Here is a 15,854-nt window from a genome sequence, read left to right as displayed (position 1 = left end):
TTTCTCAGGGAATGTTCAGACACGATGAAGGTGTATCCTGCGATGTCTCCAGATCTTGATGTTATCACCATTGGCCGTGCTTCCGTGGATCTCTACGGGCAGCAGATTGGCAGCCGGCTTGAAGATATGGCCAGTTTCAGTAAGGCGGTCGGCGGCTGTCCGGCTAATATTGCGATTGGAACGGCTCGTCTTGGGCTGAAGTCCGGAATCATTACCCGTGTCGGGAATGAGCATTTCGGACGTTTCATCCGGGAGCAGATGGTCCGCGAGGGCGTTGCGATTGACGGAGTTCGTACGGACCCGGACCGCTTCACGGCTCTGGCGATCCTGGGCGTCAAAAACCGGGATAGTTTCCCACTACTGTTTTATCGGACCGATTGCGCCGATGCCGCGTTGAATGAAGATGACATCGATCCAGCGTTTATTCAGCGTGCAAAAGCAATTGTCGTAACCGGAACCCATTTCGCACGACCGGAAGCTGCCGCCGCACAGCGTAAGGCGATGAAATTAATCCGGGAGGCGGGCGGCCGCATTGCTTTTGATGTGGATTATCGGCCCAACCTTTGGGGACTGGCTGGGATCGGAGACGGCGAGGCGCGTTACGTTCGTTCTAAGAATGTGACAGCGCATCTCCAGGATATTCTCCCGGATTGTGATCTGATCGTTGGTACGGAAGAAGAGCTGCATATTGCAGGTGGCAGTGAAGATACGCTGGAAGCCATCCGGAATATTCGAGCTGTTTCCGACGGTATGATTGTCTGCAAGCGCGGACCGATGGGCTGTGTCGTTTTTGACGGCGTCATACCTGACAGCCTTGAAAAAGGAATTAGTGGTCCAGGCTTCCCCATAGAAGTTTACAATACACTTGGAGCCGGGGACGCATTTATGTCTGGCTTCCTGCGTGGCTGGCTTAAAGATGAGGCACTTTCTGAGTGCTGCCGGTATGCGAATGCGTGTGGTGCATTCGCTGTTTCCCGCCTTCTATGTTCGTCTGAGATCCCGACCTGGAAAGAACTGCAATATTTTCTGTCTCACGGATCGACGTCCAAGGTGCTGAGATATGATGATGCTCTAAATCATCTGCACTGGGTTACGACACGACGGGAGCAGGCTTTTCCAATTATGGCACTTGCCTGTGATCACAGGTTGCAACTGGAAGATATGGCCCTGGCAACAGGGGCGCCCTTTAGCAAGATCTCCCACTTTAAAATTCTCGCTATTGAAGCCGCGGCGCGCGTCGCGAAAGGGCGAGAGGGTTTTGGGGTTTTCATGGACGGCCGATACGGACAGGACGCTCTGTTCCGCGCCGCCGAGGAAGGTCTGTGGACGGCTCGTCCTGTTGAGAAAACTGGGTCACGTCCACTGGATTTTGAAGGGCAGGGGAGCTTGGGCACCTCGCTTATCGAATGGCCGAAAGATCAGGTTATCAAATGCCTGTGCTTCTATCATCCGGACGATAGCGACGATCTGAAACTGCGGCAGGAACGTGAACTTCGTCGGGTGTACGAGGCATGTCGGTTGCAAGGACGGGAGCTGTTGCTGGAAATCATTGCCGGGAAACATGGTGAACTCAAGGTCGATACCGTTTCTCGCGCACTTGAGCGGCTCTATGACATCGGCATTCAGCCGGATTGGTGGAAGCTTGAGTCCCAGCCGTCGGAAGCCGCGTGGAAAAATATTGGCGATGTCATTGAAAAGCGTGACCCGTTCTGTCGGGGTATTCTGCTCCTTGGACTGGATGCACCTGTAGCGGATCTGGAAGAGGCATTCCGTAAAACCACGGCAACGCCCTGGGTCAAAGGCTTTGCGATCGGGCGTACCATTTTCGGCGATCCGGCACGTGCATGGCTTGCGGGGAAGCTGTCGGACAGCGAGGCCAGAGACGAACTGGCGCGTCGTTTCGAGCATTTTGTGGCGGCCTGGCAGAGCAGGGGACGTCCTCTGCCCCACCAGAACGCGGCCTGAGCGAATGCCCGGAGGGATATCATAATGAAAACGATACGCTTGACGATGGCTCAGGCTCTGGTGCGCGCTATGATCGCACAGAAGACCGAAATAGACGGCCGGATTGAGCCATTTTTTGCAGGCGTCTGGGCAATTTTCGGGCACGGAAATGTTGCCGGTCTTGGAGAGGCGCTCCATGCGTCCCGTGATGAGCTGGTTACCTGGCGTGCTCATAATGAGCAGGGCATGACGCACATTGCGACGGCTTTTGCCAAGTCATCCCGTCGTCGTCGTGCCATGGCCTGCACAAGTTCGATTGGCCCGGGGGCGTTGAACATGGTGACGGGCGCGGCCGTAGCGCACGTCAACCGCCTACCTTTGCTGCTTCTGCCGGGGGACGTGTTCGCCAATCGTATTCCGGATCCTGTGCTTCAGCAGATCGAGGATTTTGGAGATGGCACCGTTAGCGCGAATGATGCGTTCCGGTCTGTGTCGCGATACTTTGACCGCATCACGCGACCGGAGCAGATTATTCCGGCGTTTAATCGCGCTATGACGGTTTTAACCGATCCGGCCGAGTGTGGGCCGGTCACGCTGTCTCTATGCCAGGATGTTCAGGCGGAAGCGTTTGATTATCCGGAAAGCTTCTTTGCGGACCGTATCCACCGTATCCGCCGGGCTGAACCTGATGAACGTGAACTGGTGGACGCTGCGGCGCTGATCCGTACGTCCAGCAAGCCATTGGTCATCGCAGGGGGCGGTGTTCTCTATTCTGGCGCAGAGCGGGCGTTAGCGGAGTTCTGTAACCGCCACGGCGTGCCATCTGGTGAGACGCAGGCCGGGAAATCCTCCCTACTGCCGGATCATCCTTTGAATATGGGTGGCCTCGGGGTGGCTGGGACTTCAGCTGCCAATGAACTTGCGGAAGAGGCGGATCTCATTATCGCCGTGGGAACCCGTCTTCAGGATTTCACCACGGGCTCCTGGGGGATTTTCCATAATCCGTCCGTGAAGATTGTCACCCTGAATGTGCAGGTTGCAGACGCGACAAAGCATCTTGCGACCCCGCTCGTGGCGGATGCACGCGTGGGGCTGAGAGCGCTGGAAAGTCATCTTGCGGGCTGGAAAGCTGATCCAGACTGGACGCAGAAAGCCAAAAACGGTTTGGAGGCGTGGTCGGAAAGTTCTCTGCGCTATCAGGCTGAGCCCTCTGCGTCGCAGGAAGCCCTACCGAGCGATGCGCAGGTGGTTGGGGCTGTTCAGCGTGTGGCTCAGGCGAGTGATATTGTTGTTAGTGCTGCCGGAGGGCTGCCGGCGGAACTTCAGAAACACTGGCGCCCTGGGATGCCGGGTGGATATTACATGGAATACGGTTTTTCCTGCATGGGATATGAGCTGGCAGGCGCGCTGGGCGTTAAAATGGCGGACCCCAGCAGGGATGTGATCGTCATGCTTGGGGATGGCTCGTACCTCATGCTGAATTCTGAGATCGCAACATCCGTGATGCTGGGTCAGAAGCTGACAGTCGTTCTCCTGAATAACCGGGGCTATGGCTGTATCAACCGGCTTCAGCAGGCGGTTGGCGGTGCGCCGTTTAATAACCTGCTCGAAAACTGCACGCAGGTGGTGACGCCGGAAATCGATTTCATCCAACTGGCGCAAGGTCTGGGGGCCCGGACAGAAAAAGTCTCGGGAACCGCAGAACTTTCGGAAGCTGTGGAACGGGCCAGAACGGCAGATCGTACGACGGTGATCGTTATCGATACTGATCCCAAAGCGATCACGGATGACGGCGGCACATGGTGGGATGTGGCAGTTCCGGAAGTGTCATCGCGCGAAGCGGTCCGTGAGGCGCGCACAACTTACGAACGGTTGCGTGCTGGTCAGCGCATCGGGAATTGAAACTGAACACAGGAAGTGAGGCCTTCAGGGAAGGCCGGGAGTCTTCAATGGCTATTAGAATTGGTGCCAATCCCATCATCTGGAGCAACGACGATATGCCGTCTCTGGGGGGAGATATTTCTCTGGAAACCTGTCTGTCCGAAGCACGGGAGGCAGGGATTGAAGGCATGGAACTGGGGAACAAGTTTCCAACAACGGCCTCTGAGCTGGAATCTGTGCTTGCGTCATATGGACTGGAACTGATTTCCGGCTGGTATTCGACGGAGCTTCTGGTTCGAAGTGCGGAAGAAGAGATCGAGCGAATGCAGCCGCATCTGCAGCTCCTCAAAGCTCTGGGGGCCCCGGTCTTCATCGCTGCGGAAACGTCGAATGCCATTCATTCAGATGTCAGTATTCCGCTTTCCCGACGCCCTGTTCTGGCAGAAAAGGAGTGGCCGGAATTTGCACGTCGCATGACGCTGATGGCTGATGCCGTGGCCGCCGCAGGACTGGACTTTGTGTACCATCATCACATGGGTACCGTTGTTCAGTCTCGCCAGGACATTGATGCCATCATGACGCTGACCGGGCCTTCCGTGAAGCTGCTGCTTGATACGGGTCATGCTTTTTGGGGTGGTTCGGATCCGGCAGAACTGGCGAAGGTCTATCGTGATCGTATTCGCCATGTGCATGTGACGGATCTGCGGCCCGCCAATCGGGCGATGGCGGATGCGGAAGACTGGAGCTTCCTGCAGGCGATCATGGGAGATGTCTTTACTGTCCCGGGTGATGGCTGCATCGACTACGGCAAGGTATTTGCGGAGATTCCAGACTATTCCGGATGGGTTGTTCTTGAGGCGGAACAGTATTCGAAAGAAGTCAGTCCGCTGACCTATGCCCGGATGGGACGGAACTATCTGATCAATCTTCTCTCACAGACGGGGCATCTGTCATGTCTTCGCGCCTCCTGATTCACGCTCACCCACGCGATGAAAATCGTCGGATTATCAATCTGACGCCAGAACAGGCTGGGTGGGATTACATCGGCTTTGAAGTGATGTCACTCAAGGCCGGTGAAACGGTTTCAGAAGCCACGGACCGGACAGAGGTTTGCCTCGTTCTGGTGAGTGGTCGTGCCCGTATCGAAGGTGCGGAGCAGGATTTTGGTGTGCTGGGAGAGCGGATGAGTCCATTTGATGGGCTGCCGTGGTCAGTCTACCTTCCTCCCGGAACGGTGTGGCGTGCTGAAGCCGAGACGGATGTGGAGCTGGCAGTGTGTCGTTCCCCTGCGTCCGGAAAATATCCGGCACGACTTATCCCTCCGGAGGAAGCGGGCGAGATTGCACGGGGCACAGGAACAAACGAGCGGCTGATCCGGAATATCCTTCCCGATACGGCACCGGCGGAAACGCTGCTCGTTGTCGAAGTCATTACCCCTGGCGGTCACTGGTCAAGCTATCCGCCACACAAGCATGATACCGATGATTTTCCCAATGAGACCTATCTCGAGGAAACATATTATCATCGCTTGAAACGGGGCAGCGGTTTTGCTCTGCAGCGCGTCTATACGAAGGACGGTTCTCTCGATGAAACCATGGCTGTTTCCAATCGGGATACCGTTATGGTTCCGAAAGGGTATCACCCGGTCGGCGCGCCGCATGGGTTCGACCTTTATTATCTCAATGTGATGGCCGGCCCGCGTCGGGCATGGAAATTCTCCATGGATCCCGATCAGGCGCATCTTCCATATTGAGCGATAAAGAAAGCCTGCACGGCAGGGTTCTTCAACAGGAAACGATAAGGCCAACCAGTCACCAAGAGAGAAATGCTTCTTAGTGATGGAGTAGAAATCATGGCGAGTATCAAGGATGTCGTGTTTGTTCAGTCAGAGCGGCATGACGTAAAATATGTTCTTCGTATCTGCGCCGTCGCAGCGCTCGGGGGTATCCTCTTCGGATATGATACGTCCGTCATTTCGGGCGCAATTGATTCACTGCGCGACTACTTCCAGCTCTCTCCGGCAGAGACGGGATGGGCAGTTTCGAACGTGGTGGTTGGCTGCATCATCGGTGCTGCACTGTCCGGCTGGATGGCGCACAGACTGGGGCGGCGTGTCACGCTGTTTATATGTGCCATCCTGTTCACGATCTCGGCTCTCGGCGCAGCGCTCGTTCACAGCTTTCTGTGGTTTGTGATTTACCGCATGATTGGTGGCGTTGCGGTGGGCGTCGCTTCGGCAGTCTCCCCGATGTACATGTCGGAAGTCTCACCGAAGGACATGCGTGGCCGTGCTCTGACAATGGAGCAGTTTGCCATTGTTCTTGGCCAGGTTGTCGTCTTCATCGTGAATTATCTGATCGCGAGAAGTGCCTCCACCGAATGGCTGAGGGATGTTGGCTGGCGCTGGATGATTGCATCGGAAATTGTACCGTGCGTCATTTTCTGCGCCACGATCTTCCTGATCCCGGAATCACCCCGCTGGCATGTTCTGCGTGGGCGTGACGAAGAGGCACTCACGACGCTGAAGCGGATTTCCAATGAACAGCATGCTCATTCGCTGCTGGGTGAAATTCGTGAGTCCGTCTCCAGCATGGAACTTGATGCACGCAACAGCGTGTCCGTTCTGAAGCGGGACGGCGCAAAGTGGATTATCTTTGTAGGGGCGATGATTGCACTGCTTCAGCAGCTCACGGGTGTCAACGTCATCATGTACTACGCTCCTATGGTTCTGAAGAGCACCAGCGGCGGCATTCAGGCGGCTTTGTTCCAGACGATCTGGATTGGCGTGGTGTCTGTTGCCGGGGCTATTCTGGGGGCATGGATCATTGATCGCAAAGGCCGGTTGCCATTGATCCGTGTGGGATCAGTTGCGATGTGCATCGGGCTTTTGATCGTATCATGGGCACTTTACACGCAGACAACCGGTCTTCTGGCACTTACCGGAATGCTCCTGTTCATGTTTGCCTACGGCATGTCCTGGGGCCCTGTCACGTGGACGCTGGTTGCTGAAGTCTTTCCAAATGCCATCCGTTCCATCGGCATGAGCATTGCAGTTTCCTGCCAGTGGATCATGAATTTCGGCGTCAGCCAGACCTTTCCCATGCTGAGCGACAATAAGTTTCTGAATGATCATTTCCACGGTGCATTTTCCATGTGGCTTTTTGCCGGACTGTGCCTTGTGTGCATGTGGTTTGTTCTCAAGTTCGTGCCTGAAACAAAAGGCGTATCGCTTGAGAAAATTGAAGCCGTCATGCTCAGCCGTCGCCCAGGAGGAGCGCCGTCTCAGGTCTCTCCTGTCAATACCCCTGTTGTTCCAGCCGTCTCAGGCCAGGAGTGAAGTTTGTGAATACATTGAAGATTGGTCTGATTGGCACGGGTTTCATGGGGAAGGCCCATGCTCTGGCCTATCAGGCCGCAGGAAACGTTTTCGACGACATTTCCCGGCCAGTCCTGCACAGGATCGCAGATATTGATGAGGAGCGCGCGCGTCTTTTCCAGCGGCAGTTTGGTTTTGCATCCAGCACGCAGGATTGGCGGGAACTCGTCAATGATCCGGAGATCGATATCATCTCCATCACGACGCCTACACTTTTGCATCGTGAAATGGCATTGGCCGCTATTGCCGCAGGCAAGCATGTTCATTGCGAAAAGCCGCTGTCCCCGACAGCATCCGAGGCCTGGGAGATTGTTCAGGCGGCTGAAAAGGCTGGCGTCAGGACGCAGAGTGGCTTCAATTATCTGAAGAATCCTCTCCTGAAATATGCTCGTGAATTTATAGCATCGGGAGAACTCGGAGAGATTTACGCCTTTAACGGGATCCATGCGGAAGATTTCATGTCTGATCCTCTGTCTCCTTATAGCTGGCGCTGTGATCCGGCTGGCGGAACAGGGGCGCTGGCAGATGTCGGAAGTCACATCATTTCGATTGCCCGTTTCTTGCTTGGTCCTGTGACGTCGATTTTTGCCCAGCTTGATACGGTGGTGAAGAAACGTCCTGCTTATTCGGGAGCTTCCGAACTTAAAGATATCAACGTGGATGATGTCGCTCGAATGATCGTCAATTTTGAACGTGGATGTTCGGGAACCATCCAGGCTAACTGGTTGGCAACAGGGCGTAAAATGCAGCTGGAGTTTGAAATTTCCGGAAGCAAGGGCGCGCTGTCGTTCACGCAGGAGCGTATGAACGAACTGCTTTACTACAAGGCTGGTGACGATAGCCGATCAAACGGGTTCCGACTGATCGAGACTGGCCCGCAACATTCGCCTTATGGCGCGTTCTGTGTTGCGCAGGGTCATCACCTTGGCTTCAACGATATCAAGACGATCGAAATGGCAGAGTTCATTCGTGCCATTGATCGTGGCGAGCCCAGCACTCCTGACTTCCGGGAAGCATGGGAAATTCAGAAAATCATCGATACGGCTATTCGTTCCCACCGGGAGCAGAAATGGCAGACGATTTCCTGAGCTGTTTCAATTAAATCTGGAGAAAATATCATGCCATTACTTCATTTCCACATGCTTGAAGGCCGCACGGATACGGAAATCAAGACGCTTCTGGACGCCGCCCATGAAGCCATGCTGGAAGCCTTCGAAGTTCCACGCGGCGACCGTTATCAACTTGTGTCTGAGTACAAGCCTTCCCGCATGATCGTGGAAGACACCGGTCTGGGAATTCCCCGCACTGAAAAGGTTGTGGTGGTTCAGATGTTCAGTCGTCCTCGTGGCGAAGAGAAGACAGCTCTGTTCTACAAATTGCTTACCGAATATCTGGAAAAAGAATGTGGTATTTCTTCCTCAGATGTCATGGTGTCTGTGGTCGAGAATGAAGACGCTCACTGGTCCTTCGGGCTGGGAAGGGCTCAATTCCTGACAGGGGAGCTTGGCGGAAAATAATTTTTTAGATTTTCCAGATGAGTAAATACGGACCGCAGATGTATTGAAAAATACAATGCGTTCCGTATTTTTTAATAAATGATTCAATTTCATATTTATTTTTTACCAAAAGAACTTTCTATTTTATTCTTGCACCGATCAAGTGCCTCTCGGAATAGGGGAAGATTTTGCTCGAAACGAAAAAAGGGAACAGTAATTGAGATCGCGTAGGGCCTGTGGCCAGGAAGAACGATAGGCGTGGCGATACAGCAAATTCCTTCGCTATGCTCCTCGAAATCATAAGCGTATCCCGTCGCCTTTACGGTCTCAATTTCGTTAAGAATATCTTTCACGTTAGTTTTTGTATGTGAGGTCATTTTGAGTGGTTGTGAACCAATAAGAGCCTGTATTTCAGATTTCGACATAATGGACAGCATGGCTTTGCCGTTTGACATCGCATGTAAAGGCATTGGGCGCCCGGCTTTGGGGACAACGCGAATTTCCTGATCGGAATGAATTTTTTCAATATACGTTACTTCTTTTCCATAGACCGTACTGAAATCAACAGTCTCGTGCGTTTCCTGAAACATGGTCTCGATCGCGCTTCGGAACTTGTCGAGCAGGCTGGACTGCGCTGCCTCCGCTAGTCGCATGATCCCCCAAGACAGCGAGATACCGTCATTGGTGACTTCTACCAATTCCTCAACGGCTAGCGCGTTGACAAGCCGTTGAACAGTCGACCGGGGAAGCCCTGTTGCTTTTGCAATATACCCCAGACTTACGTGAGCGCTTGAAAGCACTCTAAGGATTGCTGCGGCACGGCTCACGCCCTGCATGCTGTTTTCATCGCTTTTCAAGGACTGCTCTCCACACTGTGATTTAACGGCCCCTGTTTTGGGGCAGGAATTGATTGATATTCACCCGCTGGGTGATACAGATAATGACCACTGACTGGTTAAAAATCATACCCATCGCACCCTCCTTTTTTGGGGTAACTCGCGAAAATGTTTGTTGTCCATGGCCGTTTCCGCGCCCTGAAGACCGAACACGTCCAATGGGATGTTTCTAGACCAGACCGTAAGAAAATTTACTGTCGTTGATCCCGTGCATAACGGGCTGGGAGAAGTTCCTGATGCGCACCTTGGAAATAGCAGCCTTTTTGGTTGTTGAATTTTTAGGCGTAGTTCTAGGTTTGACATTGGTTTTTGGCGGCCTTTGGTTGCTCTTCCTCGGAGGATCACCATTCTATTTATTAGCAGGCGCGGCCATTATTGCCATTAGTTTTGGTCTTTATAAACGTGCTGCATTCGCTCTTTATACAGCGCTTGCATTGCTCGCCGTCAGTGTGCTCTGGGCACTATGGGAGGTCGGGTTTGATTTCTGGCAACTCGTACCCCGTCTTCTGGCGTTCATTATTATTGCGTTGATTGTCACAGCCCTTGCACGTCGACTATCGCGGCAAGACGGCCGTCCGGCACTTCCGCGCGTAGTTGCAAACAGTCTTGGTATTGCTCTGCTTGGCTCACTCGGTGCGTTTATTGTCGGAATGTTTTTCCCGCATCCGACCATTGTGGCTGAGTCTTCCGGGCCTGCTCCTGTCATTCAGGCACAGGCAGGGCAAGACAGCGGGAATGACTGGCCTGCCTATGGACGTAGCACTGCGGGTAACCGTTTCGCTCAATTCGATCAGATCAATAAATCCAACGTCAAAGATCTGAAGCTGGCCTGGACCTACCACACGGGTGATCTTGCTATTGATGGATCAGAATATCAGGTTACGCCGCTCAAGGTCGATAACACGATGTATCTTTGCACACCGCTCAATAAGGTGATTGCAATTGATCCTGTCACCGGCAAAGAGCGGTGGCGCTTTGATCCCAAGCTGCGGATCACTGACAGTAATCGAGGGTGGAAGCGTTGCCGTGGCGTTGGATATGCGGATATTTCCACGCTTCCGCCTGAAGATGTTCAACCTGCTGTGGATCAGACAGGAACGGATCAGGCAGTTCCTCCGCAGGACGCTGCAGCTCTACCCGCTGCATGCCGTAAGCGAATTGTCTCCAACACCAATGATGCTCGCCTTTTCGAAGTAGATGCAGAAACAGGCAAACCATGCGAAGATTTTGGCGATCATGGTTTTGTTAACCTTCTTGAAGGTCTGACGGACGCTCCGGAAAATGGATCATATTATTTGACCTCCGCACCGTTGGTCGCGGATGGCGTCATTATGGTTGGCGGCAAGATCAACGATAACATTTCTGTTGGCGAACCCGCTGGCGTCGTCCGCGGCTATGACGTTCGCACAGGCAAGATTCTGTGGGCCTGGGATGCTTCCCGCGGCGCCAAGGACAGCACACCGCTGCCTCCCGGCGAGCATTATGCTCCGCAAACTCCGAACTTCTGGGGCACGGCAGCTTACGATCCCAAGCTGGGCCTGGCTTATTTCCCAACGGGCAATCAGACGCCAGATTTCTGGAACGGTGATCGTTTCCCATATTCGGATGAATACACGGACGCCATCGTCGCGGTTGAGATCAAGACCGGCAAAGAGCACTGGCACTTCCGGACGGCTAATAACGACCAGTTCGACTATGACGTTACGTCCCAGCCTATCCTCTACGACCTCCCGGGCAAGGATGGCACTACGACGCCGGTCATTATTCAGCTGACCAAGCGTGGTGAAGTCTTCGTGCTGGACCGTCGTGATGGTAAGCCAGTTGTCCCGGTGGAATATCGTAAGGTTCCAACGGACGGTATGCCCGGCATGCGTATCTCTCCCACACAGCCTTTCTCCGCGATTTCGATCGGCACAACGCCGTTCAAAGAATCCGATATGTGGGGCGGGACGATCCTTGACCAGCTGTATTGCCGGATCCAGTTCAAACAGATGCGCTGGAAGGGCGAGTTCACGCCTCTCTCTGACAAGCAGCGTACTCTGATCTATCCGAGCTATTACGGTGGTTCCAACTGGGGCGGTGGCGCAATTGACGCTTCGACCGGAACGCTGATTGTCAACGATATTCGTATGGCGCAGTGGGGCCGTTTCATCAAGCAGGATGAAGCCAAGCGCATTGGTTTGAAGCCGAGCGCTGAGGGTGAATACTCAGAGCAGATCGGTACGCCGTGGGGTGTTGAGCGCTCAATGTTTGTCTCGCCTCTGGGCGTTCCATGCTTCAAGCCGCCTTTCGGCAGCATGACAGCGATTGACCTGACGACAGGAAAGACCAAATGGCAGGTTCCGATGGGCAGCATCCAGGATGCTCCTGTCCACGGTATTGTCCCGGGTGTGCGCATTCCACTAGGCATGCCAACAATGGGCGGACCGCTTGTTACCAAGGGTGGCCTGACCTTCTTCCATGGCACTCTGGACTATTATGTCCGTGCTTTGGACAACGACACAGGCAAGGAACTGTGGCGTGACCGGCTTCCGGTTGGCGGGCAGGGAGCTCCGATGTCCTACATTGGTCAGGACGGTAAGCAGTATGTTGTGGTTGTCGTTGGCGGTGCTACGCGTACCGGCACCAATGCAAACCGCGGTGACTACGTGATGGCTTACACTCTCCCATAATATTGGCGGAACAAATACTCTTTAATAGGATCCGGGAAGTTCTCTTCCCGGATCTGAATAGGTATTCAAGCCAATATTATCTTGAATATATAAGCTCTAAGTAACAACGCAATTTTGTGCGTTTACCGAAAATGTAGAGGTAATCTCATGGACCGCTTCAGCGTTTCCCGAGCGTTGTCGTGCTGTGTTGCTTTGTCTGTCGGCATATTTGGTGAAGCCATGGCCGCAGAGCCAACAAATGGCAACGAAAGCGACGATGCAAGCTATTCACTGTTTGATAATGGTCCAAACTCCCTTCCCACAATGACAGGAGAATGGGGTGGTGCAAGGACATATCTGCGTAATAAAGGGGTGGAACTGGGAGCAAGTTGGACGAACGAGACTGCAGGCAATGTCAGCGGTGGGGACCGGCGAACTGCCGCACAGACAAATCAGATCACTGCTGGGCTTGATGTGAATGCCGAAAAGCTCCTTCATTGGAAAGGGGCATCTTTTAACTTCACCTTTACCTGGCGTTCTGGTCGTAACCTGATCACCGATGCCGGTCTGTATACGTTACAGCAGCCTCAGGAAGTGTGGGGAAGAGGACAGACGACCAGACTAACCCAGCTCTGGTATAACCAGAACCTGGGAGGTGGCTTCAGTTTCAAGGTGGGGCGACTGCCTACCGGTGCTGATTTTGATAATATCCCCTGCTTGACGATGATTAACTACTTCTGTGGCGCAACCACGGGGAATATGGATGGAAGTCGCTGGTATAACTGGCCAGTCAGTGTGTGGGGCGGACTTGTAAAGTATAATAATCCGCATTGGTATTTTCAGGTGGGTGCGTATGAACAGAATGATCGAAACCTCGATAATTACCTGTTCATAGGTTATCTGCATGGCGCAACTGGCGTTCTGCTCCCATTTGAAACAGGTGTACGCGTTCATCTTGGCTCGCACGGCTATCCAGGCGCTTATCGCATTGGGGGATGGATCAACACTGCTGCGGCACCGGACGTTCTTTTGGCAAATGATGGAAGGCCTGCAACTCTGGCGGGGATGTCAATGCTTCAGAGGAGTGGAAGCCATGGTGGATATCTGTGGTTCCAGCAGCAGTTGACGGGCACATTTACAGAGAAACCAGGGGAAGATGCTGTTGTTACACAAGGCCTCACAGCTTACGTCACATTGACAATGGTGGATAAGGAAACAGGGCCTGTGTCGTCTCAGGTGACAGCAAGCCTCCGTTATCTTGGTCTTCCCGGCCGAAAGAATGATGCTGTCACACTCGCGTTCGGAACCAACCACGTTAATTCCCGACTGGCGACTTTATATTGGTATCAGGACGGCAAAAAAGGGCCGAGACGTAATTCGGAATTTGCGATTGAAACGGATTATACGTTTCAGGCAACAAAATGGCTTTATCTCGAGCCCAATGTTCAGTTTTGGGTAGACCCCGGCGGGTACACTCAGAAAAATATGATTACTGTGTTTGGAGTGAAAACTGGAGTGACATTCTGACAAGTACACAATAGCGCAAAAACATCCCGAAGAACCCGTTTTCAGTATTCTGTAGTCCTGGAAATCAGTTCACCGAAACATCAAGCACAGGTTTTCAAAAATGACCAGAATTGCCAATGGTGTGCCTGAATAAAAAAGAAAGTTACCGAGGCGATAAGTCTGGTCTGATGATAAATGTCTGCCTAAAAATCTGATACTTTACCCCAGGAAGATTTTTTAAAGCGAGCAAGTTTGTACTGCTCGACTGCGGTAATCGGTTCCCGACCCAACAAGAGATCGGCGATAAGATGTCCAGCACCGGGCCCAATGCCAAAGCCATGTCCAGAAAAACCGGCCGCAATGAAGAGGCCGGGAACGCCACTTTCCGGGTCAATAACAGGAACCCCGTCTGGCGTACTATCAATGTATCCTGCCCATTCGGCCTGAACAGACACATTTTTCAGGGCAGGCAAGAGTGCATGGGCGTTTTTTAGGGTCTTACGAATGGTTCTAGCATCTGGTTTAGGATCGAGGATGCGTGTTTTTTCCATAGGGGTCGGCCGATCGAGTTTCCATTTGGCGATGGTGTCGAAACCATAACGCCAACCCTGAAAATCGCCAGGTGCAAGGTGACGCCACCGTCGGGCGAACATGGGAAGAAATTCTGTGGCACTTTTCAATATCCCGGGAGTGGGATCCACACGACCGTTGCCGGAAATAGCGAGGGTGTAGCCACCATCACCGCGCCTTGTGACAGATGCATCCTGAGTATGAAGAGCGTCTGGAAGGCCCAATGCACCTGGTTTGACGGAAAGAATTGACGACCGGACAGACGCTTGCGGAAGGTTAACCCCAACCTGATTCAGGAAAGACCGCGCCCAAACACCTCCAGCCATGACAACCTGCGATGTGCGAATGGTTCCACGTTCCGTTACAACGCCGCAGATAGCTCCGCCTGATAGTTCAACGCCGCGAGCTGCACAGTTCTGAACGACGTGGCCACCGTGTTTGAGGACCCCTTTGGCAATCATGGGGGCGGCGAGTGACGGGTCCGCGATGCCATCAGTCGGCGACCATACGCCCCCAAGCCATTTCCGGTGTGTAGCGTTCCCTCGTTGTGCGGCCTCAGTCACGTTCAGCATTCTGGTGTCCACGCCTTCGCCTCTGGCAAATTCGCCCCAGCGTGCCCATCCGTCCAGTTCAGCCTGACTGTTCGTCAGATACAGTAATCCACAGCGACGGAAGCCAAGATTTTCACCGATGTCTGCTGTCATGTCTTCCCAAAGAGAAAGACTTCGGGTGGACAGGGGGAGTTCGCGTGCATCGCGATTTTGCTGGCGACACCATCCCCAGTTCCTGCTGGACTGTTCAGCCCCAACCGTGCCTTTCTCGAGGAGAACGACCTTCATTCCCGCCCTGGCCAGCCAGTAGGCTGCTGAAACTCCCACAATTCCAGCGCCGACAACAACAACGTCCGCTTCTGCTGGAACGCTGGAACTGGTCTGAATCAGATGCAGTGGGGCAGGCATGAAAGTCTCCGTGCTGTATGCGGACGAGTGTAGGGGCATTCAGGCAGTTTTTGACACCGCAAACCCTGTGCTGAATGGCAGAGTATTGCAAAGTTCAGCTCTGGTTCAGTAGGGACACGGCATATGGTCATTCCACGAAGACATAGATCTTTTTGACTGTTTCGATCGTTTCCCACGTTCCCACGAAACCGGGCTTCATAATGAAGCTGTCTCCAGCTTTGAAGAGATGGGACTCTCCTTCGTTTTCCGTGATTCTGACAAGGCCTTCAAGGATATGGCAGAACTCGAAAGCCTCACCCTTAATGGATTTGGTTGTGCCGGGAGTGGCTTCCCATACACCTGTGCGAACATTTCCATTGCGTGACGTATCCAGCGCCCATGTCTTGAAAGCTGGAGAGCCTGAAATAAGACGTTCTGGAGTCGATACGGATTCACGTGGGGTAAAGTCCGGGCTTGTCTGAATAGGAAGAAGCAGGCTCATGGAAGATCTCACACAGTGGGGATTCGCAGATCTAATGTGCTGCGTTCTGCGCCGGTTCTGATCCTGATTTTCAAACCTGGGCAGCAGAGCGTGC

12 protein-coding genes are annotated in these 15,854 nt (G+C 53.4%); 9 read left to right on the top strand and 3 right to left on the bottom strand.

Going from position 1 to position 15,854, the window contains the following annotated elements; genetic code table 11:
* Positions 1 to 24 precede the first annotated feature (24 nt).
* The 7 genes from iolC to KP707_RS10675 all read left to right on the top strand — a co-directional run bounded on the left by iolC (position 25) and on the right by KP707_RS10675 (position 8,718).
* Entirely contained in the window at positions 25 to 1,965 is a 1,941-nt protein-coding gene (iolC, locus tag KP707_RS10705) for a bifunctional 5-dehydro-2-deoxygluconokinase/5-dehydro-2-deoxyphosphogluconate aldolase (RefSeq protein WP_211502887.1), read from the top strand.
* Between the two features lie 24 nt (positions 1,966 to 1,989).
* Positions 1,990 to 3,846: a 3D-(3,5/4)-trihydroxycyclohexane-1,2-dione acylhydrolase (decyclizing) gene (iolD, locus tag KP707_RS10700; protein ID WP_215751610.1), complete on the top strand. Its 1,857-nt coding sequence runs from the start codon at positions 1,990 to 1,992 to the stop codon at positions 3,844 to 3,846.
* 47 nt (positions 3,847 to 3,893) lie between these two features.
* Positions 3,894 to 4,796: a myo-inosose-2 dehydratase gene (gene iolE / locus KP707_RS10695; RefSeq protein WP_215751609.1), complete on the top strand. Its 903-nt coding sequence runs from the start codon at positions 3,894 to 3,896 to the stop codon at positions 4,794 to 4,796.
* A complete protein-coding gene (iolB, locus tag KP707_RS10690; RefSeq protein WP_211502890.1) occupies positions 4,778 to 5,578 on the top strand; it encodes a 5-deoxy-glucuronate isomerase in 801 nt (266 codons plus the stop codon). Before iolE ends, iolB begins: the two co-directional genes overlap by 19 nt.
* Before the next feature lie 99 nt (positions 5,579 to 5,677).
* On the top strand, positions 5,678 to 7,162 hold the full coding sequence (locus KP707_RS10685) for a sugar porter family MFS transporter (protein ID WP_211502891.1): 1,485 nt from the start codon (positions 5,678 to 5,680) through the stop codon (positions 7,160 to 7,162).
* Positions 7,163 to 7,167: 5 nt separating this feature from the next.
* Positions 7,168 to 8,289 carry a Gfo/Idh/MocA family protein gene (locus KP707_RS10680; protein ID WP_211502892.1) on the top strand — a complete coding sequence of 374 codons (1,122 nt, stop codon included), beginning with the start codon at positions 7,168 to 7,170 and terminating at the stop codon, positions 8,287 to 8,289.
* 30 nt (positions 8,290 to 8,319) lie between these two features.
* Positions 8,320 to 8,718 carry a tautomerase family protein gene (locus KP707_RS10675; protein ID WP_099212739.1) on the top strand — a complete coding sequence of 133 codons (399 nt, stop codon included), beginning with the start codon at positions 8,320 to 8,322 and terminating at the stop codon, positions 8,716 to 8,718.
* A gap of 95 nt (positions 8,719 to 8,813) precedes the next feature.
* On the opposite strand, the gene KP707_RS10670 is transcribed toward KP707_RS10675, so the two are convergent.
* Complete coding sequence (locus tag KP707_RS10670; RefSeq protein ID WP_211500975.1) at positions 8,814 to 9,554, bottom strand: IclR family transcriptional regulator; 741 nt, start codon at positions 9,552 to 9,554, stop codon at positions 8,814 to 8,816.
* Positions 9,555 to 9,829: 275 nt separating this feature from the next.
* Between KP707_RS10670 and KP707_RS10665 the strand changes: the two genes are divergently transcribed.
* Together KP707_RS10665 and KP707_RS10660 are read left to right on the top strand one after the other, a co-directional pair.
* Positions 9,830 to 12,265, top strand: a complete 2,436-nt coding sequence (locus KP707_RS10665) for a membrane-bound PQQ-dependent dehydrogenase, glucose/quinate/shikimate family (protein WP_211502893.1) — start codon at positions 9,830 to 9,832, stop codon at positions 12,263 to 12,265.
* Positions 12,266 to 12,412: 147 nt separating this feature from the next.
* Positions 12,413 to 13,771 carry a carbohydrate porin gene (locus KP707_RS10660; protein WP_244591172.1) on the top strand — a complete coding sequence of 453 codons (1,359 nt, stop codon included), beginning with the start codon at positions 12,413 to 12,415 and terminating at the stop codon, positions 13,769 to 13,771.
* 182 nt (positions 13,772 to 13,953) lie between these two features.
* Here the strand turns inward: KP707_RS10660 and KP707_RS10655 are convergent, their stop codons facing one another.
* Together KP707_RS10655 and KP707_RS10650 are read right to left on the bottom strand one after the other, a co-directional pair.
* Positions 13,954 to 15,279 carry an FAD-binding oxidoreductase gene (locus KP707_RS10655; protein WP_211502894.1) on the bottom strand — a complete coding sequence of 442 codons (1,326 nt, stop codon included), beginning with the start codon at positions 15,277 to 15,279 and terminating at the stop codon, positions 13,954 to 13,956.
* 127 nt (positions 15,280 to 15,406) lie between these two features.
* Positions 15,407 to 15,760, bottom strand: a complete 354-nt coding sequence (locus KP707_RS10650; protein ID WP_211502895.1) for a cupin domain-containing protein — start codon at positions 15,758 to 15,760, stop codon at positions 15,407 to 15,409.
* Positions 15,761 to 15,854: the final 94 nt, after the last annotated feature.

It is taken from the genome of Gluconobacter sp. P5E10 (assembly GCF_018812145.1).
Lineage (GTDB): Bacteria > Pseudomonadota > Alphaproteobacteria > Acetobacterales > Acetobacteraceae > Gluconobacter > Gluconobacter cerinus.
The sequence above is the reverse complement of the archived record's forward strand: the minus strand, read 5'-3'. Positions and strand labels throughout refer to the sequence as shown.